The organism is Microbacterium sufflavum, assembly GCF_023091155.1.
Classification (GTDB): Bacteria; Actinomycetota; Actinomycetes; order Actinomycetales; family Microbacteriaceae; genus Microbacterium; species Microbacterium sufflavum.
On record NZ_JAHWXK010000003.1, the window covers coordinates 178,633 to 203,227 of the forward strand.

Below are 24,595 nucleotides of genomic sequence, written 5' to 3' on the forward strand. Positions count from 1 at the left end.
CGTAGGGCGCGCATCCCGGCATACGATGGAGGGCTATGTCCTCCCCCGTGATCTCCTATCCCCCGGAGCTGCCCGTCAGCGCCGCGCGGGAGGAGATCGCCGACGCCGTGCGCGACCACCAGGTCGTGATCGTCGCGGGCGCGACCGGTTCGGGCAAGACCACCCAGCTGCCCAAGATCGCGCTCGAACTCGGGCGCGAGCGCATCGCCCACACGCAGCCGCGTCGCCTGGCCGCCCGCACGATCGCGGAGCGCGTCGCGGAGGAGCTGCACGTCGAGCTCGGCACGCTCGTGGGCTACAAGGTGCGCTTCACCGACAAGGTCTCCGATGCCACGCGCATCGCGCTGATGACCGACGGGATCCTGCTCAACGAGATCCACCGCGACCGGCTGCTCACACGCTACGACACGATCATCATCGACGAGGCGCACGAGCGCTCCCTCAACGTCGACTTCCTGCTCGGCTACCTCGCCCGCATCCTCCCGGAGCGCCCCGACCTCAAGGTGATCATCACCTCGGCGACCATCGACCCGGAGAGCTTCGCGCGGCACTTCGCCGCGGCCGACGGCACCCCTGCCCCGATCATCGAGGTCTCCGGCCGCACGTACCCGGTGGAGATCCGCTACCGGCCCCTCGTGGACGACGCGGATGAGGAGGCATCGGCATCCGGCGACCCGGAGGACGAGGTGTCCGCGATCGTCGCGGCCCTGCGCGAGCTGGACCGTGAAGCCCCCGGCGACGTGCTGGTGTTCCTGCCCGGCGAGGCCGAGATCCGTGATGCGGCCGATGCGGTGCGCGGCGCCTACGGGAAGGACCGCTCCCCCACCGAGGTGCTGCCGCTGTTCGGACGGCTCTCGGCGGCTGAACAGCACCGGGTGTTCGAGCGCAGTCGCGTGCCGGGTGTGCGACGGCGGGTCGTGCTCGCCACGAACGTCGCCGAGACCAGCCTCACCGTGCCGGGCATCAAGTACGTGATCGACACCGGCACCGCCCGCATCTCCCGGTACAGCAACCGCTCCAAGGTGCAGCGCCTGCCGATCGAAGCGATCTCCCAGGCCTCCGCGAACCAGCGCTCGGGGCGCGCCGGCCGCACGAGCGAGGGCATCGCGATCCGCCTCTATTCGGAGGAGGACTACGACCGGCGCCCGGAGTACACCGAGCCGGAGATCCTGCGCACCTCGCTCGCCTCGGTCATCCTGCAGATGCTGTCGCTGGGGTTCGGCGACATCGAGGCGTTCCCGTTCCTCACCCCGCCCGACTCCCGCGGCGTGAAGGCCGCGTTCGACCTGCTCACCGAGCTGGGCGCGGTCGAGCCGTCGCGGCGGGACGGCTCGACGCATCTCACGCGCGTGGGCCGCGACATCGCCCGCATGCCGATCGATCCGCGGTTCGCGCGCATGCTCCTCGAGGCGGGACGCGACCGCAGCGGCGCCGTCCTGCGCGACGTGCTCGCGATCGTCGCCGGACTCACGATCCAGGATGTGCGGGAGCGGCCGGAGGAGCGCCGCGAGGAGGCCGACCGCCTGCACGCGCGCTTCGCCGACCCCACGAGCGACTTCCTGACCCTGCTGAACCTGTGGAACCACCTGCGCGAGCAGCAGCGCGAGCTGGGGTCGAGCGCGTTCCGCCGGCTGTGCCGCGCCGAGCACCTCAACTACGTGCGCGTGCGCGAATGGTTCGACGTGCACCGCCAGCTGCGCACGCTCGGCAAGAACCCGGAGCGCGGCGCGGAGGCGGGTGGCGCGGCCGACCCCGACGCGATCCACCGCGCCCTGCTGTCTGGTCTGCTGTCGCAGATCGGCATCCTCGACGAGCGCACGGCCCCGGCCGGCAAGAGCCACTCCCCCGCGAAGGACCCGAAGCGCCGGGTGACCGAGTACCGCGGGGCCCGCGGCATCCGGTTCTCGATCTTCCCGGGCTCGGCGCTGCGCAAGAAGAGCCCGCGGGCGGTGATGGCGGCGGAGATCGTGGAGACCTCCCGCACCTTCGCCCGCACGGTCGCCCAGATCGACCCCGCGTGGGCCGAGCCGCTGGCCGGTGACCTCGCGAAGCGTCAGGTCACGGAGCCGCACTGGTCGAAGGATGCCGGCGCCGCCGTCGCCTTCGAGAAGGTGACGCTGTTCGGGGTGGAGATCATCCCCCGCCGCCGCGTGCAGTTCGCCCGCATCGACCGGGCCGCGTCGCGCGAGCTGTTCGTGCGGCACGCGCTCGTGGAGGGCGAGTGGGATCCGTCGCGCATCGACAAGCGGGTGAGCGCGTTCTGGCGCAGCAACGCCGAGCTGCGCCGCCGCCTGGAGAAGCTGGAGGAGCGGGAGCGCCGCCGCGACATCCTCGCCGGCGACGAGGCCGTGTTCCGCTTCTACGACGAGCGCATCCCCGCCGACGTGTTCGATGTGCGCTCGTTCGAGAAGTGGTGGCGCGAGGCGCTCACGACCGCGCCGAAGCTGCTCGTGATGCGCGAGAGCGACCTGGTCGACGAGGCCGACCGCGCCGACCAGCGCGAGTTCCCCACGCGGTGGACGCAGGGCGACCAGGTGCTGGGGCTCGCCTACCGCTTCGCGCCCGGAGCCCCCGACGATGGCGTGAGCGTGGTGCTGCCCCTGCCGCTGCTCGCGCAGATCGAGGACCGCGGCTTCGACTGGCAGGTGCCGGGTCTGCGCGCCGAGCTCGTCACGGGACTGCTGCGCGCGCTGCCCAAGGCCATCCGCCGCCACGTGGTGCCCGCCGCCGACTGGGCGGAGAAGTTCGGCGCCGAGCTGGCCGACCAGGGCCCGGAGTCGCACGAGGGCCTTCCCCCGCGCACGCTCAAGGAGGCACTGGCCCGCCTCATCCAGCCTCTCGCGAACCAGCTCGTGTCGGCCGCGGACTTCGAGGACGACCGCGTGCCCGCGCACCTGCGCATGAACTTCCGCGCCGTGGACGAACGCGGCCGCGTGGTCGGCTCGGGGCGCGACCTCCGGGCACTGCAGACCGAGCTGTCGGATCGCGCCCGCAGCAGCGTCGCCCGCTCCATCGCGGCGCCGTCACGACGCGCGAGCCCGACCGCGGCGGCGGGCGCCGAGCGCGTCGCGGCCGCCCCGGTGGAGCAGACCGGGCTGACCGCGTGGACCTTCGGCGACCTGCCCGAGGTGCTCGACACCCGGGTCGCCGGCGGCGTCGTGCGCGGTTACCCGGCGATCGTCGACGCGGGCAAGAGCGTCTCCGTACGCGTGGAGGCGACCGCGGAGGCCGCCGCGACCGCGACCAGGGAGGGTGTGCTCCGGCTGGTGCTGCTCACGGTGCCCTCGCCGTCGTCGTACGTGCAGGAGCATCTGACGAGCCAGGAGAAGCTGGCGCTCGCGGCGTCGCCGTATCCCTCCGCCGCGGCGCTGATCGAAGACGCCAGGGCCGCGGTCGCCCGCCGCGTGATCGACGCGTCGACGGGCGGGCCGGACGGCGCCGGTCGCGGGATCGTGCGCACGGAGGCCGAGTTCGCCCGCGTCCGGGAGGCGGTGTCGGCGGTGCTCGTGGACGAGCTGTTCGCCGCCGTGTCCCTGGTGGCGCGGATCCTGGTCAAGGCGCGCGAGGTCGAGCGGGGCATCAAGGCGCAGAACTCCCTGGCACTGCTCGGACCGCTGAACGACATCCGCACGCAGCTGAGCGGTCTGCTGCACCCCGGGTTCGTGTCGGCGGCGGGCATCGACCGGCTCGCGCACTACCCCCGCTACCTCGACGGCATGCTCGACCGCCTGAAGACGCTGGCGAACGAGCCGGGCAAGGACCGGGCGCGGCTGACCGAGTTCGAGCGCATGGCGACCGCGTTCACCGAGGCGGGCGGCACGATCCCGCTGCCGACCGACGCGCCGCCGACGCTGGTGGAGGTGCGGTGGCTGCTGGAGGAGTACCGCGTGAGCGTGTTCGCGCAGCGCCTCGGCACCGCACAGCCGGTCTCGCCGCAGCGGATCATGAAGGCGCTGTCCGGGCGCTGATCCTGTCCGGGCGCTGATCCGGTCCGGGCGCTGGTCCTGTCCGGGCGCTGATCCTGCCCGGGCGCTGACGGTGTCCTCCCCGGGCGGTGATCCTGACCGGGCGCTGATCCTGACCGGGCGCTGATCCTGACCGGGCGCTGATCCTGACCCGGCGCTGATCCGGTCCCGGCGCTGACCGTGTCCTCCCCGGGTAGCCTGGGGTCATGGCCAGCGCGATCGTCTACACCGAGTTCGGCTCCCCCGATGTCCTGCACCTGATGGAGGTGCCCGATCCCGTCGCCGTGCGCGGCGAGGCCGTGGTGCGCATCGAGGCCGCCGGCGCGAACCCCATCGACGCGAAGCTGCGCAGCGGCAAGCGTCCGTCACCGCCGATCACCGAACCGCGGGGCGTCGGCTTCGACGGCGCGGGCGTGGTGGAGGTGCTCGGCGAGGGCGTCGACGGGCTGGAGGTGGGCGACCGCGTCGCGATCCGTGACACGGTCGGCACGTACGCCTCGGCGCTCGCGGTCGAGGCCGACAAGCTGGTGAAGCTCCCCGACGCGGTGACCGCGGCCGAGGGCGCCGCGATCGGCATCCCCGCCGGCACCGCGTATCAGGCGCTGCGCTCGCTCGGCGTGACCGCGGGCGACGTGCTCCTGATGCACGGCGGCTCCGGCTCGGTGGGTCAGGCGGCGGTGCAGTTCGCGGTGGCCGGCGGCGCGACCGTGATCGCCACCGCGAGCCCCGCCCGGCACGAGCAGCTGCGCGAGCTCGGTGCCCTCCCCGTCGCATACGGAGACGGCCTGCTCGACCGCGTGCGCGCGGCCGCTCCGTCGCCCGTCACGGTGGCGCTCGACTGCGCGGGCACGGACGAGGCCATCGAGACCTCGCTCGCCCTGGTGCCCGACCGCGACCGCATCGCCACGATCGTGCGCGGCCCCGACGCGGCCGACTTCGGCATCCGCGCGTTCTCGGGCGGCTCCCCCGTCCCGCTCACGGAGCAGGAGCTCGCCTGGCGCGCCGAAGCCCTGGAGAAGACCGTCGAGCTGCTCGCATCGGGCGACTTCACGATCGAGCTCGGCCCGGAGCTCCCGCTCGCCGAGGCGGCCCGGGCCCATGAGCTCATGGAATCCGGCGCCGCCTCGGGCAAGATCATTCTGGTGCCGTAGCCATCACCCTGGTGCCATAGCCGGGGCCGCCCGGCTCAGGCCGGAGCCACGGGTCGACCGAGCGACAGCATCAGCCGGTTCGCCCAGTTGAAGAACGCGGCGCCGTGCACCACGTCGGCGATCTCGCCGTCGTCGAGCCCCGCGGATCGCAGGAGCGCGATGTGGTCGGCCCCGAACGCGCTGGGCGTCTCGGTCAGCGCGACGGAGGCCGCGACGATCGCGCTCCACCGCTCGCCGAGGTGGGCGGACACGCCCTCGTCGAGCAGCCGGTCCACGTCGTCTGGCCGCTTGCTGTGATGGGCCGCGAAGCGCGAGTGCACCGAGGCGCAGAACACGCAGCCGTTGCGCCGCGAGGCCGCGGTGGCCGCCAGCTCACGATCGGCCCTGGGCAGTCCGTCGGCGACGTTGTAGAAAATGTCCTTGTCGACCAGGGTGCGCGCCCGGAGCACCTCGGGGTCGCGCGCGAGCAGACGGAAGTAGTCGTTCTTGGCGCGAGCGGTGTCGACCAAACCGTCATAGTGCCGCTCGGCCAGCTCGTCCTCCGCGAGCGGGGGCAGGTGCGGCGTCCACCCGACCTCGGCGCGCGTGAACCCGTGCGGGTGCGGGGCGTCGTCGTGTCGGAGCACGGTGTCGGCGGTGGCGGGCTCGGTGGTGGTGGCGGGGTCGGTGGTGTCGGTGGTGGTGGGCTCGGTGGTGGCGGGATCGGTGGTGTCGGTGGTGGTCATGCGGCCTCCTCCTCGGTCGGCACGGCGGTGGTGGGGGCGGTGGTGGCGGTGGTGGCGGTCGCGAGTCCGGCGGCGGCGAGCACGCGGAGCCCGGTCACGACGCGCTGCTGGAACGCCAGGAACGACACGAGCTGCGACACCGTGACGATGCCGTCGGGCGTCCACCCCGCGTCGAGCAGGCGGCCCAGGTCGGCGGCCGAGGCCTCGCGCGGCCGCAGCACCAGCAGGTGCGCGTGGGCGAGCGCGGCGGCCAGTCGCTCGCCCAGAGCGTCCGTGGCGGTGGCGTCCGGCGCATACCTCAGCCCGTCGGTGCTCTCCCCCTGGAGCCCGGCCTCGGTGTACGCGCCGAACGGACCGGTGGCGGCGGCCCCGGCCAGCTCGGCCCTGACCACCGCGGCGCGCTCGGGATCGGCGGCCTCCGCCCGGTCGGCGTAGAACAGCGCGGTCGGGTCGTCGGCGCCGGCGAGCCCGGTCGCGAAGGCCGCGATCAGCTCTCGCTCGGCCTGCGACGCGTGCTGCACCGAGACGGGGCGGAACAGCGCGTCGAAGCTCGCCTGCAACTGCTCGCGCGTGATCGGACGGCGCCGCCGCAGCGCGTCGAGCCCCGGCGTCACCTCCGCGATGCGGTCGACGATGTCGTCGGTCATGCGTTCTCCTTGAGGGTCGTGTCCGCGGGGGACGGGGTGAGGGCGTAGCCGAGTGCCGGGGCGACCTCGGCGGCGAACAGCTCGATCGAGCGCAGCACGTGCTCGTGGGGCGCGTCGACCGAGTGCACCTGGAACGCGACCTCGGTCGCGCGGGACAGCGTCGCGTCGTCCGCGAGCGAGGCGGCCACCTCCTCCGGCGTGCCCAGGTGGGTGTCGAGCGCGGCGATCAGGTCGTCGAGGTCGTCGCCCGGGATCGTCTGCCCCTGGCGGCGGAAGCCCTCCGCGGCGCGCCGCAGCCCGACCTCCGCGAACCGCAGCGCCTCGGCCCTGTCATCCGCCACGAACACGGTGCGCGAGGCCGTGATGCGCGGCGTGACGCCGGCCGGCAGCGCGTCGAGGTAGACGTCGATGATGGGGTCCTGCAGCTCCGACAGCGGCGCGCGGAGGCGCTCGGCCGTGCGCGGCTGCGTGCGCGAGAGCAGCAGCCCGTGGCCGTGCACACCCGCGCGGCTCCCGCCCGCGGCCGAGAACGTCGCCTGCCAGACGCGTGAGGCGAGGTCGCCCGGGTCGGGGTACAGGGTGTTGTCGCCGCCGACGTCCTCGCCCGCGAGCGCGTCGAGCAGCACGCGCAGCTTGCGGTCGTACGTGGCGGCCTTGTCGCGCACGTCCTCCCCGAACGGTACGAACGACGAGGGCGTGCCCCCGCTGCCGAGCCCGAGATCGAGACGCCCGCCGGAGAGCAGGTCGGCGACCACCGCATCCTCCGCCACGCGCACCGGGTCTTCCAGTGGCAGCGTGATCACCCCGGTGCCGAGCCGGAGGCGGTTCGTATGCGCCGCGGCGTGCGCCAGGAACACAAGCGGCGACGGCAGCCCGCCCTCCGCGGCGCGGAAGTGATGCTGCGCGACCCACGCACGACCGATGCCGTGCCGCTCCGCGTGCTGGAGCTGCGCCGTGGCCAGCGCGTAGCGATCGGCGGGCGACGCATCGTCGAGCAGACGGGTGAAGAACGCCACGGTGGGTGCGGCGGCTGGTGCGGTCATGCGAGGACCTCTCGGCTCTGGGGAGCGTCGCCGACGCCGGGCACGGCGGCGAGCAGCTCCCTGGTGTACTCGTGCTGCGGGTCGTGGAACAGCTCCTCGGTCCGGCCCTCCTCCACCACACGGCCGCGGCGCATGACCGACACCGTGTGACTGATGCGCCGCACCACCGCGAGGTCGTGCGAGATGAAGAGGTAGGTGAGCCCGAGCTCGGCCTGCAGCGAGGTGAGCAGCTCGAGGATGCGGGCCTGCACCGTCACGTCGAGCGCGGACACCGCCTCGTCGAGCACCACGATCTCCGGGTCGATCGCGAGGGCACGGGCGATCGCGACGCGCTGCCGCTGCCCGCCCGACAGCTCCCGCGGGGTGCGGCGGGCGACGTCGGCCGGCAGCGCCACCCGGTCGAGCAGTGCGAGTGCGCGCTCCCGCCGTTCGGCCCTGCCGCCGACGCGGAAGTTCTGCAGGGGCTCCGCGACGATGTCGACGACGTGCTGCCGCGGATCGAGCGACGCGAACGGGTTCTGGTACACGAGCTGGATGCGCCGGCGCAGCGCGCGCAGCGGCGCCCCCGTCGCGGCCGTCACGTCGGCCCCGGCGACCTCGATCGATCCGGCATCAGGGCGGTGGAACCGGGTGACGAGTCGTGCCGTGGTGGTCTTGCCCGAGCCCGACTCCCCCACGAGCGCGTGCGTGGTGGCGCGGCGCACGCGGAACGACACGTCGTCCACCGCGCGGAACCGCTCGCGACCCGCCACGCGGAACTCCTTCACGAGCCCCTCGGCGACGATCGCGTAGGGGTTCTCGGCGGCGACCGCGGCCGCATCCCGCAGGAACGGCGGTGCGTCCGGCCGGCGGAACCCGGTCGCGAAGGCGGGCGCGTCGGCGAGCAGCTGCCGCGTGTACGGCTCCCGCGGCGCCGCGAGCACCGCGTCGCTCGCCCCCTGCTCGACGATGCGGCCGTCCTTGAGCACCACGAGCCGCGCGGCACGGTCGGCCGCGACCCCCAGGTCGTGCGTCACCAGCAGGATGCTCGTCCCCTCCTCGCGCTGGAGCTCGTCGAGAAGGTCGAGCACCGTGCGCTGCACCGTGGCGTCGAGCGCGCTGGTGGGCTCGTCCGCGATCAGCAGCCGCGGGCGCAGCGCCACCGCGGTCGCGATCAGCACGCGCTGCCGCATGCCGCCGGACAGCTCGTGCGGATACTGCCGTGCGCGCAGCCCCGGGTCGTCGATGCCCACGCGGTCGAGCAGCTCGATCGCCCTGGCCCGACGCGACCTCCGGTCGCGGTGCCCGTGCAGGCGCAGGATCTCCTCCACCTGCACCCCGACCGGGCGCACGGGGTCGAGCGAGGTGGTGGGGTCCTGCGGCACGAGCCCGATCTCGGGGCCGCGGATGCCGCGCAGGGCGCGGTCGCTCCAGCCGGAGATGTCGAGCTCGCCGAGGAGCACACGCCCCGCGTCGACGCGACCCCCCTCCGGCAGCAGCCCCAGCAGCGCGTGCGCCGTGGTGGACTTGCCCGACCCGGACTCGCCGACGAGCGCGAGCGTCTCACCCTCGGCGATGTCGAACGAGATGCCGTGCACGACCTCCCGGTCGCCGTACGACACCGTGAGGCCGGTGGCGGTGAGGACGGGGCTCTCGCTCATCGCGCTCCCCTTCCGAGGCGGTGGCTGATCGTGGTCGTGGACGCCGAGATCGCGCTCATCGCACTCCCCTTCCGAGGCGGTGGCTGATCGTGGTCGTGGACGCAGAGATCGCACTCATCGCACTCTCCTTCCGAGGCGGTGGCTGATCGTGGTCGTGGACGCAGAGATCGCGCTCATCGCACTCCCCTTCCGAGGCGGTGGCTGATGCGGTTGGCGCTGAGCACCACCGCGACCACGACGAGGCCGGGGAGGGCGGTGAGCCACCAGGCCGTCGCGATGTAGTTGCGCCCCTCGGCGATCAGCAGGCCCCACTCGGGCGTGGGCGGCGGAGCGCCGTAGCCGAGGAACCCGAGCGTGGAGATGGCGAGGATCGCGGTGCCGAACTGGAGCGCGGCGAGCGCGACGATCGGGGTGAGCGAGTTGGGCAGCACGTGGCGGCGCAGCACGGCGACGAACGTCCCGCCACTGCCGAACGCCGCCTCGACGTACTCGGTGCGCCGCACCCGCGCGACCTCGGCGCGCATCAGGCGCGCGAACGCCGCGACGCTGCCGAGTCCCACCGCGATGGCCGCGTTGACGGTGCCGAACCCGAGCAGGATGATCACCGACAGCGACAGCAGCAGGCCGGGGATCGCCAGGAGCACGTCGACGATGCGCATCAGCACGTCGTCCACGATCCCGCCGACCGATCCGGCGATCGCACCGAGCACCGTGCCCAGGGCGAGGCCGACCGTCACCGCGATCAGCGCGCCGGAGAGCGAGTGCACCGCGCCGTGCACGACCCGGCCGAACAGGTCGCGGCCGAGCGTGTCCGTGCCGAACCAGTGCGCGGCGCTCGGGGGCAGCAGCTTGTCGGCCGGCACGCCCGTGAGCGGGTCGCCCGGCGCGAACACCCCGGGGATCAGCGCCCAGAGCACCGCGAGCGCCACCGCGGCGACGGCCAGGTAGAGCCCCCACGGGCGGCGACGCAGGCCGCGACGGCGCCGCGGGGTCGCGGCGGGGGCGGGGGCCGAGGGTGTCGCGGAGACGGCGTCCGCGGTCTCGGCGATCACGGGCGCGGTCATGCGGTGGCCTCCTGCAGCGTGCGGCGGGGTTCGGGGCGACCGCGGCGGGCGGAGGTGCGCTGCCGCGGGTCGATGAGCGGCGTGGCGAGGTCGACCGCGAAGCTGATGAGCACGAAGCCGAGTGCCGACAGCAGCACCACCCCCTGCAGCACCGGGATGTCCTGGTTCGCGACGGCCTGCTCCGTGAGGCGTCCGATCCCGGTTCGGCCGAACACGGTCTCCGTCACGACGGCGCCGCCCACGAGCTCACCGAACAGCACGCCCGCGATCGTGAGCGTCGGCACCGCCGCGTTGCGCGCGACCGAGCGCGTGAGCACCCACGCCGGCGGTGCGCCCTTCGCCCGCAGCACGGTCACGAACGGCTGCGCCTGCACCTGGTCGATCGCCCGCACCAGCACCTGGGCGAGGGGCGCGGAGATCGGCACGGCCAGGGTGAGCACGGGCAGCACGAGCCCGCTCACCGGGTCGGCTCCCACGATCGGCACCCAGCCGAGGCCGAACGAGAACACCTGGATGAGCAGGATCCCGAGCCAGAACACCGGCACCGCGACGAAGAGGCCAGGCACCTGGCGCAGTCCCGTGCGCAGCCACGCGAACGGCGCCAGCGACGACAGGCCGGCGATCAGCACGGCCAGCACGAGCGCCACCGCGAGCCCGAGCGACGCGAGCAGCAAGGTCGCGGGCAGCGCCTCGGCCAGCATCGTGCGCACCGGGGTGCCGAACTGCGTCGAGTAGCCGAAGTCGCCGGCGAGGAAGCCGAGCCCGGCGTGCACGTACTGCTCCCACCACGGCAGGTCGGCGCCATAGGTCGCGCGGATCCCGTCGAGCTGCTCCGGCGAGAGCCCGAGGCTCGGGTCGGAGAACTTGATCAGGATCGCGTCGCCCGGCAGGAGCTGCAGCAGGAAGAAGGTGGCCGTGAAGGCCGCGGCCAGCACGATCGCGGCCTGCCCGGCTCGTCGGAGGACGAAGCTCATCGCGTCACCGTCGCCCTCAGTGCTCCGCGAGCCAGACGCCGGAGAACGTGGGGCGCCCGACCGACTCGAACGCCACGCCGTGCACGTACGTCGCGGCACCGTAGACCTGCGGCTCCTCGAACAGCGGGATCACGTAGGCCTGCTCGGCGATGTAGTCCTGCACGGCCTGCGACGCGGCGATGCGCGCGTCGGCGTCGGGCTCGGAGGCCACGGCGAGCAGCAGCTCGTCGAGCGTCGCGTCCTGCGAGATCAGCACGTCGCGGTTCTTCGTGAAGTACTGGCTCTTGATCACGTCGAGGTCGGCGCGTCCGACCATCGAGTGATAGAACCCGGTCTTCAGCGGGTCGCGCGTGTCCTCGGCATAGGTGCCGGCATCGCCGGGCTTCACGGTCAGCTCGACGCCGACCTTCGCGAGCTGCTGGGCGATCAGCTCCAGCGTCTGCTTCGACAACGGCTGCGGCTTCGCCTCGTAGACCGTGATCGCGAGGCGCTCGCCGTCCTTCTCCCTGATGCCGTCGCCTGCGGGCGTCCAGCCGGCCTCGTCGAGCAGCTCCTCGGCCCGGTCGGGGTCGAAGGTGTAGTGCTCCGACTCGTCCTTGTAGCCGACCGCCTGGGAGGACAGCACCGACGTCGCCACCGGGTAGTTCTCGGTGAAGAGCGTGTCGACCACCTCCTGCGCGTTCACGGCCGCGATGATCGCCTGGCGCACGCGGATGTCGGAGAGCAGCGGGTTGTCCGGCCGCAGGGCGATCGAGTTGTTCACGCCGCGGGTCTGCGGGGCGTAGAGCGTGAAGCCGGCGCCCTCCACACGATCCTCGTCGAACGCCTGCACGTAGCGCACGTAGTCGGCCTGCCCCGCGAGCAGCGAGCCGATGCGCACGGAGTCCTCCGGGGTGATCAGCACGTGCACGGCGTCGAGGTACGGGCGGCCGTCGTTGTCGGCGCTCTCCGGACCCCAGGCGTAGTCGTCGCGCGCGGCGAGGGTGTACTCCGTGCCGAGCTTCTCGTCGGTGACGGTGAACGGACCGGAGCCGATGATGTCGGCCGCATTGCCCGCGCCGAAGTCCTCGATCGTGCCGTCGAGCGTGTCGGGTGACAGCAGGCCGGAGTTGATGGTGGACGTGGCCTGCAGGAACCCGGGCGACGGGGCGGAGAAGCGGAACGTGACGGTGTCCTCGTCGACCACCTCGCTGCCGGCGTAGTTGTTGATCGCCTCGGACACGGTGAGCCCGCGGTCGGCGTCGCCCAGGCCGTAGGTGTCGAAGTTCTTCGCGACGGCGGCGGCGTCGAGGGGCGTGCCGTCCGAGAAGGTGACGCCGGGGTTCAGGTCGAACGTGTACTCGGTGGCGTCGTCGTTCACGGTCCAGTCCGCGGCGACCCACGGCTCGATCTCGAGCGTCTCCGGGTTCTGCCACGTGAGCCGGGCGGCGATGTTGTTGACGATGCCGCCATTCGGGTAGAAGCCGGCCTGCGGCGGGTACAGGTTCGTGTACGCCTGGTGCTCCAGGTACGTGAGCGTGCCGCCCGTGACAGGGGCCCCGGCGTCGGTCGGTGTGCCGGCGGGGGCGGCGGAGGTCGCGCACGCGGCGAGGCTCCCGGCCAGGACGAGGGGCAGCGCGACGGCGGCGGTGCGGATCAGGCGGCGGTTCATGCGGAGGACTCCTCGGGGGTGCGGGTGGGTGCAGGTGGGTACGGGTGCGGCGTGGGGTTCACGCTAGGAAGCGGCGGGCGGTGCGCGCCGGGCGGCGGACGCGGAAGGTCGCCCGGCGACACCCGCGGTCACGCATCGACACGCGACGTCACACGCAGGCGGTCGCGCAGCGTGATCGCGCCGTCACCGTGCTCGCGCAGCAGTCCGCGTCGCCGCAGCTCGGGCGCCGCCAGGTGCGTGAACGCCTCGAACTGCGCGGGCTGGAACGCCGAGAGCACGTTGAACCCGTCGGCCGCTCCCGCGTCGCGCCACGTCTCGAAGTGGTCGGCGACCGCGGCGGCGTCACCGACCACGAACGCGGCGGGCACGGCGTGCGCGGCGACCAGATGCCGCCAGGTGAGGGCTGCGTCGGCGCCGATGCCGAGACCCGCGAGGTGGGCCACGCGCTCGATCAGGGCGGCCCCTCGTCCGCCGAGGCGCAGCGCCTCGGCGGGACCGACGGGGGCGTCGAAGGCCGCGTCGCGCAGGGGGTCGTCCCCCGGCACGTCGAAGGCGTCCGCGAGCGCCGCGACCGTGCGGTTCGCCGGGAACCCGGGGCGCTCGACCTGGGTCCCCTCCGCGAGCGGCACGAGCGCGAGCAACCGCGCCACGATGCGCTGCGCCTCGGCGTGCGTCTCGGCGACCACGGGCAGCACGGGCGCGATCACCCGCAGTTCCTCCGGCGAGCGCCCGGCCTCCGCCGCGACCTCCCGCAGCCCCCGCCGCGTGGCGACCGCGTCGGCCAGGGTCGGCGAGGCGATGAGGGCGAGGTCGGCCGCGGTCGCGGCGAGCGCACGCGACCGCGGCGACGTGCCGGCGTGCACCACCGGGATGCGCCCCTGCGGCGGCCGTGCGACGTTGAGCGGTCCCGTCACGCGCACGTGCGCGCCCTCCAGGTTCGCGGCGCGCAGCCGGTCGGCGTCGATCAGCACCCCGCGCTCGGCGTCGGCGATCCAGGCGTCGGCGTCCCACGAGTCCCACAGCCGGCGCAGCGCCGTGACGAACTCCTCGGCCCGGTCGTAGCGGGTCTCGTTGTCGGCGTGCGCCTCGCGTCCGTGATTGCCCGCCGCGCGCGGCTCGGCCCCGGTGACCAGGTTCACCCCGGCGCGTCCGCCCGAGAGCACGTCGAGCGACGCCAGCGACCGCGCGGTCGTGTACGGGTCCGCGTAGGTCGTGTTGACGGTCGCGATGAGCCCGATGCGCGAGGTGAGGCCGGCGAGGAACAGCACGGCGCTGACCGGGTCGATGCGCGCGAGCAGGTACGGGTCGCGGAACTCCAGGTCGGGGCCCGTCGCGAGCCAGTCGCCGAAGAACAGGTAGTCGAGCCCGGCCTCCTCGCCCGCCGCGGCGATGCGCCGCAGGACCTCGGCGTCGCGTGCGGGGTCGCGGTGTGCTCCGGGGTGACGCCAGCCGGACGGGTAGGCACCGAGCGTGCGCACCATGGCGCCGATCACGAGGGGTTCGGTCATGCCGTCACGCTAGGAGCGCGGGACGGCGGCGACCATGGCGCGGAAGCCGGGGGTCACGCGACGTCACACGGCGACATGTCCACCCCACCCTCTACGCTGAGAGGATGACTGGTCTTCGTTGGGGAATCCTCGCGACCGGCGGCATCGCCGGCGCCTTCGCTTCCGACCTGCGCACGGCGGGCCTCGACCTGGTCGCGGTCGGCTCGCGCTCGCAGGAGTCCGCCGACGCGTTCGCCGCGCGGTTCGACATCCCGCACGCGCACGCCTCGTACGAGGCGCTCGTGGCGGATCCCGACGTCGACATCATCTACGTCTCCACACCCCATCCGATGCACCACGAGAACGCCCGGCTCGCCCTGGAGCACGGCAAGCACGTGCTGGTCGAGAAGGCGTTCACGCTGAACCAGGCCGAGGCCGCCGACCTGCAGGCGCTCGCCGCCGAGCGCGGCCTGCTGGTCACCGAGGCCATGTGGACCAGGTATCTGCCGCACATGGTGCGCATCCGCGAGCTGATCGCCGAGGGGGCGCTGGGCGAGATCCGCACCGTGAGCGCCGACCACACGCAGCTCCTGCCGACCGACCCGGCGCACCGCCTGAACGCGCTGGAGCTGGGCGGCGGCGCGCTGCTCGACCTCGGCATCTACCCGATCTCGTTCATCTGGGACATCCTGGGTGCCCCCACCAGCATCCGCGCGGTGGGCCGCCTGGTCGAGACGGGCGCCGACTCCGAGGTCGCCACGGTCATGACGCACGAGGGCGGCGCAGTGTCGACCAGCCTGTCGTCCTCGCGCGGCGCGGGCCCCAACGCGGCGAGCATCGTGGGCACCGCCGCCCGCATCGACATCGATCGCGTCTGGTACGCGCCCACCACGTTCCGTCTGGTGCTGCCCGACGGCACGGTCGCGGAGGAGTACGTGACCGACATCACCGGGCGCGGGATGCAGTTCGAGGCGATCGCGGCGGAGCGTCTCGTGGCCGAGGGGAACCTCGCCGGCGACATCCTCCCGATCGCCGAGAGCGTCGCGATCATGGGGGCGCTCGACGAGATCCGCGCCCAGATCGGCGTCCGCTACCCCGGCGAGGAGGACCACCGTGGCTGAGACCCCCGACGCCCGTGTCGCGGTCTACCTGGACTTCGACAACATCGTCATCTCCTGGTACGACCGCGTCCACGGCCGCAACTCGTACGGCAAGGACCGCCAGCGCATCACCGAGAACCCCAACGACCCCGAGGTCGCCGAGCGGTTGAACAGGGCGATGATCGAGGTCGGCGCCATCATCGACTACGCCGCCTCGTTCGGCACCCTCGTGCTCACCAGGGCCTACGCCGACTGGTCGTCGCCCGTGAACGCCGAGTACCGCTCGCAGCTCGTGGCCCGTGCGGTCGACCTGGTGCAGCTGTTCCCGGCCGCCGCGTACGCCAAGAACGGCGCCGACATCCGGCTCGCGGTCGACGCGGTGGAGGACATGTTCCGCCTGCCCGACCTCACCCACGTGGTGATCGTGGCGGGCGACAGCGACTACGTGCCGCTCGCGCAGCGCTGCAAGCGCCTCGGCCGCTACGTGATCGGGGTCGGCGTGGCCGGCTCCACCGCGAAGTCGCTCGCCGCCGCGTGCGACGAGTTCGAGTCGTACGACTCGCTGCCCGGTGTCGCCCGCCCGGCGAAGAGCGTGAACCGCACGCCCGCGGAGGCCCCGGCGGAACTCGCGGCCCCACCGGCGGACACCGCGACCAAGCCGAAGGCGGCACCCAAGACGCGCGCGAAGGCCAAGGCCGCGAAGACCGAGGAGCCCAAGGTCGAGGAGAAGATCGACGACCAGGGCGAAGCCACGCGTCTGCTGGAGCGGGCCCTGCGCCTCGGGCACGACAAGGCCGATGCCGACGAGTGGCTGCACAGCTCAGCGGTCAAGACGCACATGCGCCGCATGGACCCGTCCTTCAGCGAGAAGGCGCTCGGCTACCGGTCGTTCTCCGACTTCCTGAAGTCGCGCGACGACATCGCCGAGCTCGAGGAGACGGGGCACGAGCGCCTCGTCCGCCTGCGCGAGCCCTGATCCCCCCGCCTGCGCGAGCCCTGATCCACCCGCCTGCGCGGGGCCTGATCCATCCGCCTGCGCGAGCCCTGATCCCCCCGCCGGCGCGAGCCCTGATCCCCCCGCCTGCGCGGGGCCTGGCCCATCCAGGCCGAGGTCCGGCCCCTACTGGTTGCTGAAGGCGGCGTCGAACGCGGCCTCGGGCGGCGGCCACAGCAGCGACCGCACGAAGCCGAGCGCTTCGGGGGCACCGTGGAGCCGGTCCATGCCGGCGTCCTCCCACTCGATCGAGATCGGGCCGTCGTAGCCGATCGCGTCGAGTGCCCGGAAGGCGTCCTCCCACGGCACGTCACCGTGACCGGTCGACACGAAGTCCCAGCCGCGCCGCGGGTCGCCCCACGGCAGGTGCGACCCGAGCACGCCCGCCCGGCCGTTGTGCGGACGCATCCGGGTGTCCTTGCAGTCCACGTGGTAGATGCGGTCGGCGAAGTCGACGATGAACCCGACCGGGTCGATGTTCTGCCACATCATGTGCGAGGGGTCCCAGTTGAACCCGAACGCCTCGCGGTGGTCGATCGCGTCGAGCGCACGCACGCTCGACCAGTAGTCGTAGGCGATCTCACCCGGGTGCACCTCGTGCGCGAACCGCACGCCCTCGCCGTCGAACACGTCGAGGATCGGGTTCCAGCGGTCGGCGAAGTCCTGGAACCCCTGCTCGATCACGGCGGCGGGCACGGGCGGGAACATCGCCACGTAGGGCCAGATCGACGAGCCGGTGAAGCCCACGACCGTGTCGACCCCGAGCTTGCGGGCGACCCGGGCGGCGCGCGTCATGTCCTCGGCCGCTCGCTGCCGCACCCCTTCGGCCTCGCCGTCGCCCCACACGTACGGGCGCAGGATGCTCTGATGGCGAAAGTCGATCGGGGCGTCGCACACGGCCTGGCCCGCCAGGTGGTTCGAGATCGCGAAGAGCCGCAGGCCGTGTCGGTCGAGGATCTCGCGGCGCGAGGCGAGGTAGGCGTCGTCCTCGTCGGCGCGGCGCAGGTCGAGGTGGTCCCCCGATGCCGCGACCTCCAGCCCGTCGTAGCCCCACTCGGCGGCGAGCCGGGCCACCTCCTCGAACGGCAGGTCGGCCCACTGGCCGGTGAACAGGGTGACCGGACGAGTGCTCATGGATCCTCCTTGGTCGCGGGTACGGGGTACGGGGGTCGGGCGGGCGGGGTCGCGGGGTCAGGCACCCAGGGCACGCAGATGGGCGATGCTGCGCGCGGCGAGCTCGTCCTGGCTCGCGGCGAGCGGGCGCCACACCGACGCCGCGACCGCGATCGTCGCGTTCTCGCCGGTGAAGCTCTCCAGCCCGAGCACCCCGCGGTAGCCCGCGTCGTCGAGCGCCGCGAGGATGCCCGGCCAGTCGGTGTGGTCGTCGCCCACCGCCCCGCGGTCGCTGCCGCACACCTGCACGTGGGCGATCGCGGATCCCGCGGCCCTGATCGCGTCGGCCGGCCGCTTCTCCTCGATGTTGAGGTGGTACGTGTCGAGGGCGAGCCCCACGCCCGCGCCCAGCAGCGGCTCGAGCGCGTCGAGGCTCTGCGCGACCGTGTTGAGCACGCTCGTCTCATACCGGTTGAGGGGTTCGACGGCGAGGATGAGCCCGGCGGCCGCCGCCTCGTCCGCCAGGGGCGCCAGGTTCTCCCGCAGCTCCGCCACGACCGCGGTGCGCTCCCCCGCGTCCATCCGCCAGGTCGCTCCGGTGGGCGCGTAGAACGGACCGGCCACGACCGGGGAACGGAGGATCGCGGCCGCGTCGAGGCAGGCGCGCAGGTACTCCTGCGTCGCCGGCACGTCGCCCGCGCGTGCCACGAGCGACCGCCCCTGCCCCATCGCGCCGACCAGGACCGCGCCCATCCCGAGGCCGTCCAGCACGGCACGCGCCCGCACGGGGTCCCAGTCGCCGGGGTTCTCCAGCGGCAGTTCCAGGGCGTCGTAACCCATCCGTGCGGCGGTGTGCGCGAGCGGCTCCAGCGTCTCGTCGGTGAGCGGAGACGTCCACACCCAGGTGTTGACGGCGATCGTGCGGGGCATCGTTGTCCTTCGATCAGGGAGTCGCTCCCACCCTCCCACCCCGGTGACACGGAGCGGAAGGGCGGGAGCGCAGGCGGTTACGGGATCTGCCGCTCCTGCCACACCGTCGGGTAGCCGGGGAGGTTCTCCCCGCCGAACTTGGCGTAGTGGCCGTCGGGCATGCCCTCGTTCGCCGCCAGGTAGTCGTCCAGCTCCGCCTCGGTGATGGGCTTCTGCGGCAGCACCCACTCCTTCGGCACCTCCTGGCCGGCGAAGATCATCTGCGCCGCGAGCAGCGGGGTGCGCCACTGGAAGTTCGAGTACACCGGGGCGAGGCCGGTGAGGCCCGTGTCCTTCCACTTGCGCAGGAAGCTCATCTCGTCCTCACCGGTCATGACCGGGTAGTCCGCGCCGGCGTCCTCGAACGCCTCGATGGCCGCGACGGCGCCGTCACCGGCGTCCATCCAGATGCCGTCGACGTCGCCCTTGGCGAGCTCGTCGCTGATGATGCTCTTGATCTCCGCCGGGTCGGCGCCCGTGAAGTAGTCCACGGCCTCGATGCCCGCCTCGTCGAACAGCTTCTCGGCACCGGCCCAGCGGTGCTCCAGCACGTCGACGCCGGGGAGGATGCGCAGGGCCACGACCTTGTCGCCCTCCTCCAGGTTGTCGATCAGGAACTCGGCCGTGTCGATGCCCCAGGCGAAGCCGCCGATGGGGTGGATGAAGGTGACGGGGCAGTCGGTGTTCACACCGCGGTCGAACACCACCACGGGCTTCCCGGTCTCGCACGCCCGGTCGACGGCGGGCGTCATGGCCGCCGTGCTGTTCGGCGAGATGAGGAACACGTCGCAGTTCCCCTCCGAGATGAAGTAGTCGATGTCGGCGATCTGCGTGTCATCGGAGTCCTGCGCGTCGCGCGTCTCCATCTCGCTGATCGCCCCGGCCTCCTGCAGCGCCTTGAGCTGCTCGTTCATGGTGATCCAGCCCGTCTGCCGCCACGGGTTGGAGATCGAGGCGTTCGCGAAGCAGGCCTTCTTGGCCCCGGCGCTGGCGAACTCGGACGTGTCGACCATCTCGGCGTTGATGTGCTGCAGGTAGGGCTCGTCGGCGGGACCCTGGGGTTCCACGCCGCGCTCCTCGTCCTGCTTGTCGAACAGCTCCTGGTCGAACCACTCGGTCGTCTCCGCCGCCTGCTCGGGGTTCTCCGACTCCGCCGGCGCCACGGACGGGTCGGTCGTGCACCCGGCGAGCGCGATGAGGCCGAAGAGGGCCACCCCGGCGGTGGCGATCTTCATCGATCGTCGCATTGCTAATCTCCTCTGGTTTCTGTGTGGATGGTGCGTGAGGTCGTGGCGGCCCCGTGGGTCACGGGCGCCGCGGGTTCGGGTTCCGCGGGCTCCGGCGCCGCGGATTGGGGGCCGCGTGCGCGGCGGGCACGGAAGGCGACGGCGGAGTAGGCCACCGCAGCGATGATGATGACGCCCTGCACGGCGTCGCGCAGCGTGGACGGCACGCCCGCGATGTTGAGGAGCATGAACAGCGCCTCGAGCGTGAACGCCCCGGCGACCGCGCCCACGATCCAGCCCCGGCCACCGCCGAGCACGACGCCGCCGAGCACGACCGCCGTGATGGCGGTGAACTCGTAGCCGCGGCCGACCGACGGGTGCACGCCCGCATAGCCGACCAGCAGCACGGCCGACAGCGTGGCCGAGAGCGAGGAGATCACGAACGCGCGCGTGGTGACCCAGGCGCGGCGGGCACCGGCGTAGTCCACGGCCCTGGCGTTGTCGCCGATGGCGATGAGGGTCTTGCCGAGCGGCCGCTTCGTGAGGACGATGCCCAGCGCGAGCCACACGATCAGCAGCAGCACCGCCCACGGGATGAAGTCCAGCAGCGGCACGTCGCGCAGGCCGCCACGTCCGATCTCGCGGAAGCTGTCGGCGGGGTTTCCGGTGGCCGCTCCCCCTGTCCACCACATCACCCCGCCGAGCAGCGCGAGCATCATGCCGAGCGTCACGATGAACGACGGCACCTTCAGCAGCGTCGTGATCAGGCCGTTCACGAGCCCGACGGCCACCGCGAAGACCACCATGAGCAGCAGCACCGGGATGGTGCGGGCGTCGTCCTGGCCCACCAGGTTGCCGGCGATGATGACCTGCGCCGTGATGAGCGAGCCCTGCGACAGGTCGAACTCGCCGGCGATGATCACGAAGTACTGCCCGATCGCGACGATGGCGATGGGTGCGACCCGCTGCAGGAACCGCATGAACTGCCCCGGCTCGGCGAAGCTCGGGTTGAGGATCGTGACCGCGACGAGCAGCACCACCAGCAGCAGGAACACGGCGCCGCGCGGGCTGACGAGGGTGCGCAGGGCCTTCATGAGCGCGTTCCTTCCGTCGTGGAGCCGGGACTGGGCGCGAGCTCCCGCGCCGCCGCCGCCATCTCGGCCTCCGCGGCTCTGGCCGCCGCATCGCCCCCGGTGCGCGTGCCCCCGGCGCCGAAGCGCGGGCGACGCCGCACGATCGCGCGACGGCTGTACACCGCGACCGCCGCGACGATGACCACGCCGCGCACCACGTCCTTCAGGAACGGGTTCACCTGCAGCACGCTCATCACGTTGTCGACCACCGCGAGGATCGCGACGCCGCCGATCGTGCCCCAGATGGAGCCGCGGCCGCCGAGGAGCAGCGTGCCGCCCAGCACGACCGCGGCGATCGAGAGCAGCGCATAGCCGCCCTGCTGCCCGACGGTCGGGCTGCCGACGCCGAGGCGGCTCGCGAGCAGCAGTCCGGCGAGCCCTGCGAACACGGAGCACAGCACGTGCGCCCAGATCAGCGGCATCCGCGTGTGCACGCCGCTGAGCCGTGCGATCTCCGGGTCGCCGCCGACGGCGTACAGGTGCGCGCCGGTGCGGGTGCGGTTCAGCAGCACCCAGACCACCACGGCGAGCACGATCATGATGATCGTCGACACCGGGACGGGCCCGACGCCGGTGGCGCCGATCAGCTGGAACGCCCAGGGGACGTTGCCCGCCGAGCCCTCGAAGTTCGTGTTGAGGATGCCCTGGAGGATCAGCCCCACGCCGAGCGTGGCGATGAAGCCGTTCACCTTGAGCACCGTCACGATCACGCCGTTGAGCAGCCCGATGCCCGCGCACACCAGCAGCGTGACGGCCACGGCGACCGGGATGTTGCCGGGGTTGCCGTTCATCAGGGTGGCCGCGAGCAGGCTCGACAGGCTGATGACGTAGGTGACGGAGAGGTCGAGCGACGCCCCGAGCACCACGAGCGTCTGCCCGATCGCGACCAGTCCGAGCACGCTCATGCCGGTCAGCACGTCGCGGATGTTGCCGGGGCTGAGGAAGTTGCGGCCGACGGTCGCGACGAGGATCGCCCCGACCACGAGGGTCAGCACGAGGATGCCGAGCACGATCACGGTGGAGTCGATGCGCAGCCGGGGGCGGGTGGCGGTGGTCATCGCTGGCCTCCCTCGGTCGAGGGGCGCGCATCCGCACCGGTCGCCGCGGCGAGGATCTCGTGCTCCGCGGAGCCCGCGGGCAGCTCGGCGACCAGCTCCCCGTCGTGCATCACCAGGATGCGGTCGCTCATGCCGATCACCTCCGGCAGCTCGCTCGAGACCATCAGCACGGCCGTGCCCTGCGCCGCGAGCTGGCGCATCAGCTCGTACACCGCGTACTTCGCGCCCACGTCGATGCCGCGTGTCGGCTCGTCGAACAGCACGATCTGCGGTCCGGTGAGCAGCCACTTCGCGAGCACGACCTTCTGCTGGTTGCCGCCGGAGAGGTACCGCACCTCCTGGTCGAGCCCGCGCGACGACACCTCCAGCGCGCTGAGCACGCCGGGCACCTCGCGGCGCGACGCGGCCGTGCGCCCGGCGAACACGCTGCGCACGACCAGCAGGGCGTTGTCGAGCACCGACTGGCCGAGCGCGAGGCCCTGCGCCTTGCGGTCCTCCGACACGAGCGCGAGCCCCGCACGGACGGCCGCCCGGGGGCCGGTGATGCGCACGGGGGCGCCGTCGATGCGCATCGTGCCGCGCGTGAACGCCTGGATGCCGAACACGCCCTCCACGAGCTCCGTGCGTCCGGAGCCCTGGAGCCCGGCGACGCCGACGATCTCGCCGGCGCGCAGCGTGATCGACACCCCGTCCACGTAGGCGTTGCCGCAGCCGTCGAGCTCGAGCCGCGGCTCCCCCACCTCGGTGCCCTCGAGCGCGTCGGGGAAGTACGACTGGATGGAGCGGCCGACCATGCGCCGCACGAGCTCGTCGGTCGTGAGCGCCGCGGTGTCGTCGGTGGACACGAGGGCGCCGTCCTTGAGGATGGTGATGCGGTCGCAGAGGTCGAAGATCTCCTTGAGCCGGTGCGACACGTAGAGCACCGCGACCCCGCGCGAGGTGAGCCGGCGGATGATGGCGTACAGCAGCTCGACCTCGCGGTCGCTGAGCGCCGCCGTCGGCTCGTCCATCGAGATGACCCGGGCGTCGAACGACAGGGCCTTCACGATCTCGACGATCTGCTGCTCGGCGACGGTGAGCGAGCCGACGCGGGCCTGCGGGTCGATGAACGACACTCCGAGGTCGTCGAGCAGTGCGCTCGTCTTCGCGTTCATGCCGCGCACGTCCACGAAGCCCGCCCGGCGCGGCTCACGTCCGAGGTACACGTTCTGCGCGACCGTGCGCTCGGGCAGGAGGGTGAATTCCTGGAACACGGTCACGATGCCCGCGTCCATGGCCTGACGCGGGTGCGCGTGGTGCACCTCTTCGCCGAGGTACGTCAGGGTGCCCTCGTCGGCGGGCTGCACTCCGGCGATGATCTTCATGAGCGTGGACTTGCCCGCACCGTTCTCGCCCACGAGGCCGTGCACCTCACCCGGTCGCACGTCCAGGTCGACGCCGTGCAGCACCTCCACGCCGAAGAACGACTTGCGGATGCCGCGCGCCGCGAGCACGGGCTGCGTCGTCGTGGCGGTCATGCCGTCACCTCCACCCATCGGCCGTCGTGCGCCGCCGAGTCGAGCACGGCCTCGGTGAGCACGGCGGAGCGGTGTCCGTCGGCGAAGGTCGGGAGTCCGTCCGGTCGGGCCCCGCCGATCGCGGCGTACACGTCCGCCACGAAGCCGTTGAACGCGTCCTGGTAGCCCATCGCATGCCCCGCTGGCACCCGCTGCAGCCGGGCCGCATCGGCGCCGGCGGTCGCGGGGTCGCGCAGCAGCAGCCGGGACTCCTCGCGCATCCCGACCCAGAGCTCCTCCGGGCGCTCCTGCTCGAACCGCAGGCTCTGCCGCGAGCCGTGCAGCTCCAAAGTGAGGGCGTTCTTCCGCCCCGGTGCCATCTGCGAGATGAGCAGCGTGCCGAGCGCGCCGGAGCCGGTCTCGACGAGCACGGCGACGAGATCCTCGGTGTCGACGGCGTGCCCGCCGCGCTCCGCGTAGACGCGGCGGCTGCGGGCGCTGAGGGCACGGATGCGCTCTCCCGTGACGAACTCGATCAGGTCGCACAGGTGCGAGCCGATGTCGGCGAAGGCGCGCGAGGCGCCGCCTGCCTCAGACCTCACGCGCCAGTCGTCGTCACCGGGCAGCAGCATCCAGTCCTGGAGGTAGGAGCAGTCGAGGGTGAGCAGGTCTCCCGCCTCTCCCCTGGCGATGCGGGCCCTGGCCTCGCGCACCATGGGGTGGTAGCGGTAGATGAAGGGGACGGCGCCGATGAGGCCGGCCGCGGCGGCCGCCTCCGCGAGCTCGCGGGCGTCGTCCGCGGTGGTCGCGAGCGGCTTCTCGCAGATCACGTGCTTGCCGGCGTGCAGCGCGCGGCGCGCGAGGTCGGCGTGCGTGGCGTTGGGGGTGCAGATGTGCACCACGTCGATGTCGTCGGCGTCGAGGAGGGCGTCGGCGTCGACCTCCGCCCGTTCGGCCCCCAGGGCCTGCGCCGCATCGCGTCCGCCCGCGGCCGACCGGGTGGCGATCGCCCGCAGCTCTCCCCCTGCGTCGCGCGCTGCCGCGCGGTGGACGCGGGCCATGAATCCCCCGCCGAGGATGCCGGCTCGGATCGTCCCGAGACCGGTGTCTGTGACATCCGTTGTCATGTCGGGGAGTCTGACACACCCCGAACGACTTT

19 protein-coding genes are annotated in these 24,595 nt (G+C 72.8%); 4 read left to right on the forward strand and 15 right to left on the reverse strand.

Annotation, left to right across the window (positions count from 1 at the left end):
* The first annotated feature begins 35 nt into the window (after nucleotides 1-35).
* Both hrpA and KZC56_RS16965 read left to right on the forward strand, forming a co-directional pair.
* Nucleotides 36-3,968, forward strand: a complete 3,933-nt coding sequence (hrpA, locus tag KZC56_RS16960) for an ATP-dependent RNA helicase HrpA (RefSeq protein WP_247639082.1) — start codon at nucleotides 36-38, stop codon at nucleotides 3,966-3,968.
* A gap of 203 nt (nucleotides 3,969-4,171) precedes the next feature.
* The gene (locus KZC56_RS16965) at nucleotides 4,172-5,116 is read left to right on the forward strand and encodes a quinone oxidoreductase family protein (RefSeq protein WP_247639083.1); all 945 of its coding nucleotides are present in this window, start codon (nucleotides 4,172-4,174) and stop codon (nucleotides 5,114-5,116) included.
* A gap of 35 nt (nucleotides 5,117-5,151) precedes the next feature.
* On the opposite strand, the gene KZC56_RS16970 is transcribed toward KZC56_RS16965, so the two are convergent.
* The 8 genes from KZC56_RS16970 to KZC56_RS17005 all read right to left on the reverse strand — a co-directional run bounded on the left by KZC56_RS16970 (nucleotide 5,152) and on the right by KZC56_RS17005 (nucleotide 14,368).
* The gene (locus KZC56_RS16970; protein WP_247639084.1) at nucleotides 5,152-5,841 is read right to left on the reverse strand and encodes an alkylhydroperoxidase domain protein; all 690 of its coding nucleotides are present in this window, start codon (nucleotides 5,839-5,841) and stop codon (nucleotides 5,152-5,154) included.
* A complete protein-coding gene (locus tag KZC56_RS16975; protein ID WP_247639085.1) occupies nucleotides 5,838-6,488 on the reverse strand; it encodes a CMD domain protein in 651 nt (216 codons plus the stop codon). The genes KZC56_RS16970 and KZC56_RS16975 overlap by 4 nt, the downstream gene beginning before the upstream one ends.
* On the reverse strand, nucleotides 6,485-7,531 hold the full coding sequence (locus KZC56_RS16980; RefSeq protein WP_247639086.1) for a putative FMN-dependent luciferase-like monooxygenase: 1,047 nt from the start codon (nucleotides 7,529-7,531) through the stop codon (nucleotides 6,485-6,487). Before KZC56_RS16980 ends, KZC56_RS16975 begins: the two co-directional genes overlap by 4 nt.
* Nucleotides 7,528-9,171: a dipeptide ABC transporter ATP-binding protein gene (locus KZC56_RS16985; RefSeq protein ID WP_247639087.1), complete on the reverse strand. Its 1,644-nt coding sequence runs from the start codon at nucleotides 9,169-9,171 to the stop codon at nucleotides 7,528-7,530. The genes KZC56_RS16980 and KZC56_RS16985 overlap by 4 nt, the downstream gene beginning before the upstream one ends.
* 173 nt (nucleotides 9,172-9,344) lie before the next feature.
* Nucleotides 9,345-10,235 (reverse strand): ABC transporter permease, encoded by an 891-nt coding sequence (locus tag KZC56_RS16990; RefSeq protein ID WP_247639088.1) that lies wholly within the window; start codon nucleotides 10,233-10,235, stop codon nucleotides 9,345-9,347.
* Nucleotides 10,232-11,209, reverse strand: a complete 978-nt coding sequence (locus KZC56_RS16995) for an ABC transporter permease (RefSeq protein ID WP_247639089.1) — start codon at nucleotides 11,207-11,209, stop codon at nucleotides 10,232-10,234. The genes KZC56_RS16990 and KZC56_RS16995 overlap by 4 nt, the downstream gene beginning before the upstream one ends.
* Before the next feature lie 16 nt (nucleotides 11,210-11,225).
* Nucleotides 11,226-12,860: a TIGR04028 family ABC transporter substrate-binding protein gene (locus KZC56_RS17000; protein WP_247639090.1), complete on the reverse strand. Its 1,635-nt coding sequence runs from the start codon at nucleotides 12,858-12,860 to the stop codon at nucleotides 11,226-11,228.
* A gap of 128 nt (nucleotides 12,861-12,988) precedes the next feature.
* Nucleotides 12,989-14,368, reverse strand: a complete 1,380-nt coding sequence (locus tag KZC56_RS17005) for an NtaA/DmoA family FMN-dependent monooxygenase (protein WP_247639091.1) — start codon at nucleotides 14,366-14,368, stop codon at nucleotides 12,989-12,991.
* A gap of 104 nt (nucleotides 14,369-14,472) precedes the next feature.
* Here KZC56_RS17005 and KZC56_RS17010 point away from each other — a divergent pair, with 104 nt between their 5' ends.
* Nucleotides 14,473-15,468 carry a Gfo/Idh/MocA family protein gene (locus KZC56_RS17010; RefSeq protein WP_206253051.1) on the forward strand — a complete coding sequence of 332 codons (996 nt, stop codon included), beginning with the start codon at nucleotides 14,473-14,475 and terminating at the stop codon, nucleotides 15,466-15,468.
* Nucleotides 15,461-16,423: an NYN domain-containing protein gene (locus KZC56_RS17015; RefSeq protein ID WP_136031082.1), complete on the forward strand. Its 963-nt coding sequence runs from the start codon at nucleotides 15,461-15,463 to the stop codon at nucleotides 16,421-16,423. Before KZC56_RS17010 ends, KZC56_RS17015 begins: the two co-directional genes overlap by 8 nt.
* Nucleotides 16,424-16,567: 144 nt before the next feature.
* Here KZC56_RS17015 and KZC56_RS17020 read toward each other — a convergent pair whose 3' ends face one another.
* The 7 genes from KZC56_RS17020 to KZC56_RS17050 all read right to left on the reverse strand — a co-directional run bounded on the left by KZC56_RS17020 (nucleotide 16,568) and on the right by KZC56_RS17050 (nucleotide 24,563).
* A complete protein-coding gene (locus KZC56_RS17020; RefSeq protein ID WP_136036472.1) occupies nucleotides 16,568-17,575 on the reverse strand; it encodes a sugar phosphate isomerase/epimerase family protein in 1,008 nt (335 codons plus the stop codon).
* 57 nt (nucleotides 17,576-17,632) lie between these two features.
* A complete protein-coding gene (locus KZC56_RS17025) occupies nucleotides 17,633-18,484 on the reverse strand; it encodes a sugar phosphate isomerase/epimerase family protein (RefSeq protein ID WP_136036473.1) in 852 nt (283 codons plus the stop codon).
* Between the two features lie 77 nt (nucleotides 18,485-18,561).
* Nucleotides 18,562-19,758 (reverse strand): substrate-binding domain-containing protein, encoded by a 1,197-nt coding sequence (locus KZC56_RS17030; protein WP_372490612.1) that lies wholly within the window; start codon nucleotides 19,756-19,758, stop codon nucleotides 18,562-18,564.
* Between the two features lie 14 nt (nucleotides 19,759-19,772).
* A complete protein-coding gene (locus KZC56_RS17035; RefSeq protein WP_136044830.1) occupies nucleotides 19,773-20,843 on the reverse strand; it encodes an ABC transporter permease in 1,071 nt (356 codons plus the stop codon).
* On the reverse strand, nucleotides 20,840-21,940 hold the full coding sequence (locus tag KZC56_RS17040) for an ABC transporter permease (protein WP_247639092.1): 1,101 nt from the start codon (nucleotides 21,938-21,940) through the stop codon (nucleotides 20,840-20,842). Before KZC56_RS17040 ends, KZC56_RS17035 begins: the two co-directional genes overlap by 4 nt.
* The gene (locus KZC56_RS17045; protein WP_247639093.1) at nucleotides 21,937-23,457 is read right to left on the reverse strand and encodes a sugar ABC transporter ATP-binding protein; all 1,521 of its coding nucleotides are present in this window, start codon (nucleotides 23,455-23,457) and stop codon (nucleotides 21,937-21,939) included. The genes KZC56_RS17040 and KZC56_RS17045 overlap by 4 nt, the downstream gene beginning before the upstream one ends.
* Nucleotides 23,454-24,563, reverse strand: a complete 1,110-nt coding sequence (locus KZC56_RS17050; RefSeq protein WP_136044197.1) for a Gfo/Idh/MocA family protein — start codon at nucleotides 24,561-24,563, stop codon at nucleotides 23,454-23,456. The genes KZC56_RS17045 and KZC56_RS17050 overlap by 4 nt, the downstream gene beginning before the upstream one ends.
* Nucleotides 24,564-24,595 lie beyond the last annotated feature (32 nt).

Coding starts and splice junctions, on each gene's coding strand:
- KZC56_RS16985 (WP_247639087.1), bottom strand. CDS start 9,171: ATGAGCGAGAGCCCCGTCCTCACCGCCACCGGCCTCACGGTGTCGTAC.
- KZC56_RS17040 (WP_247639092.1), bottom strand. CDS start 21,940: ATGACCACCGCCACCCGCCCCCGGCTGCGCATCGACTCCACCGTGATC.
- KZC56_RS17010 (WP_206253051.1), top strand. CDS start 14,473: ATGACTGGTCTTCGTTGGGGAATCCTCGCGACCGGCGGCATCGCCGGC.
- KZC56_RS16980 (WP_247639086.1), bottom strand. CDS start 7,531: ATGACCGCACCAGCCGCCGCACCCACCGTGGCGTTCTTCACCCGTCTG.
- KZC56_RS16970 (WP_247639084.1), bottom strand. CDS start 5,841: ATGACCACCACCGACACCACCGATCCCGCCACCACCGAGCCCACCACC.
- KZC56_RS17005 (WP_247639091.1), bottom strand. CDS start 14,368: ATGACCGAACCCCTCGTGATCGGCGCCATGGTGCGCACGCTCGGTGCC.
- KZC56_RS17030 (WP_372490612.1), bottom strand. CDS start 19,758: ATGAAGATCGCCACCGCCGGGGTGGCCCTCTTCGGCCTCATCGCGCTC.
- KZC56_RS16975 (WP_247639085.1), bottom strand. CDS start 6,488: ATGACCGACGACATCGTCGACCGCATCGCGGAGGTGACGCCGGGGCTC.
- KZC56_RS17020 (WP_136036472.1), bottom strand. CDS start 17,575: ATGAGCACTCGTCCGGTCACCCTGTTCACCGGCCAGTGGGCCGACCTG.
- KZC56_RS17045 (WP_247639093.1), bottom strand. CDS start 23,457: ATGACCGCCACGACGACGCAGCCCGTGCTCGCGGCGCGCGGCATCCGC.
- KZC56_RS17035 (WP_136044830.1), bottom strand. CDS start 20,843: ATGAAGGCCCTGCGCACCCTCGTCAGCCCGCGCGGCGCCGTGTTCCTG.
- KZC56_RS16990 (WP_247639088.1), bottom strand. CDS start 10,235: ATGACCGCGCCCGTGATCGCCGAGACCGCGGACGCCGTCTCCGCGACA.
- KZC56_RS16995 (WP_247639089.1), bottom strand. CDS start 11,209: ATGAGCTTCGTCCTCCGACGAGCCGGGCAGGCCGCGATCGTGCTGGCC.
- KZC56_RS17000 (WP_247639090.1), bottom strand. CDS start 12,860: ATGAACCGCCGCCTGATCCGCACCGCCGCCGTCGCGCTGCCCCTCGTC.
- KZC56_RS17025 (WP_136036473.1), bottom strand. CDS start 18,484: ATGCCCCGCACGATCGCCGTCAACACCTGGGTGTGGACGTCTCCGCTC.
- KZC56_RS16965 (WP_247639083.1), top strand. CDS start 4,172: ATGGCCAGCGCGATCGTCTACACCGAGTTCGGCTCCCCCGATGTCCTG.
- hrpA (WP_247639082.1), top strand. CDS start 36: ATGTCCTCCCCCGTGATCTCCTATCCCCCGGAGCTGCCCGTCAGCGCC.
- KZC56_RS17050 (WP_136044197.1), bottom strand. CDS start 24,563: ATGACAACGGATGTCACAGACACCGGTCTCGGGACGATCCGAGCCGGC.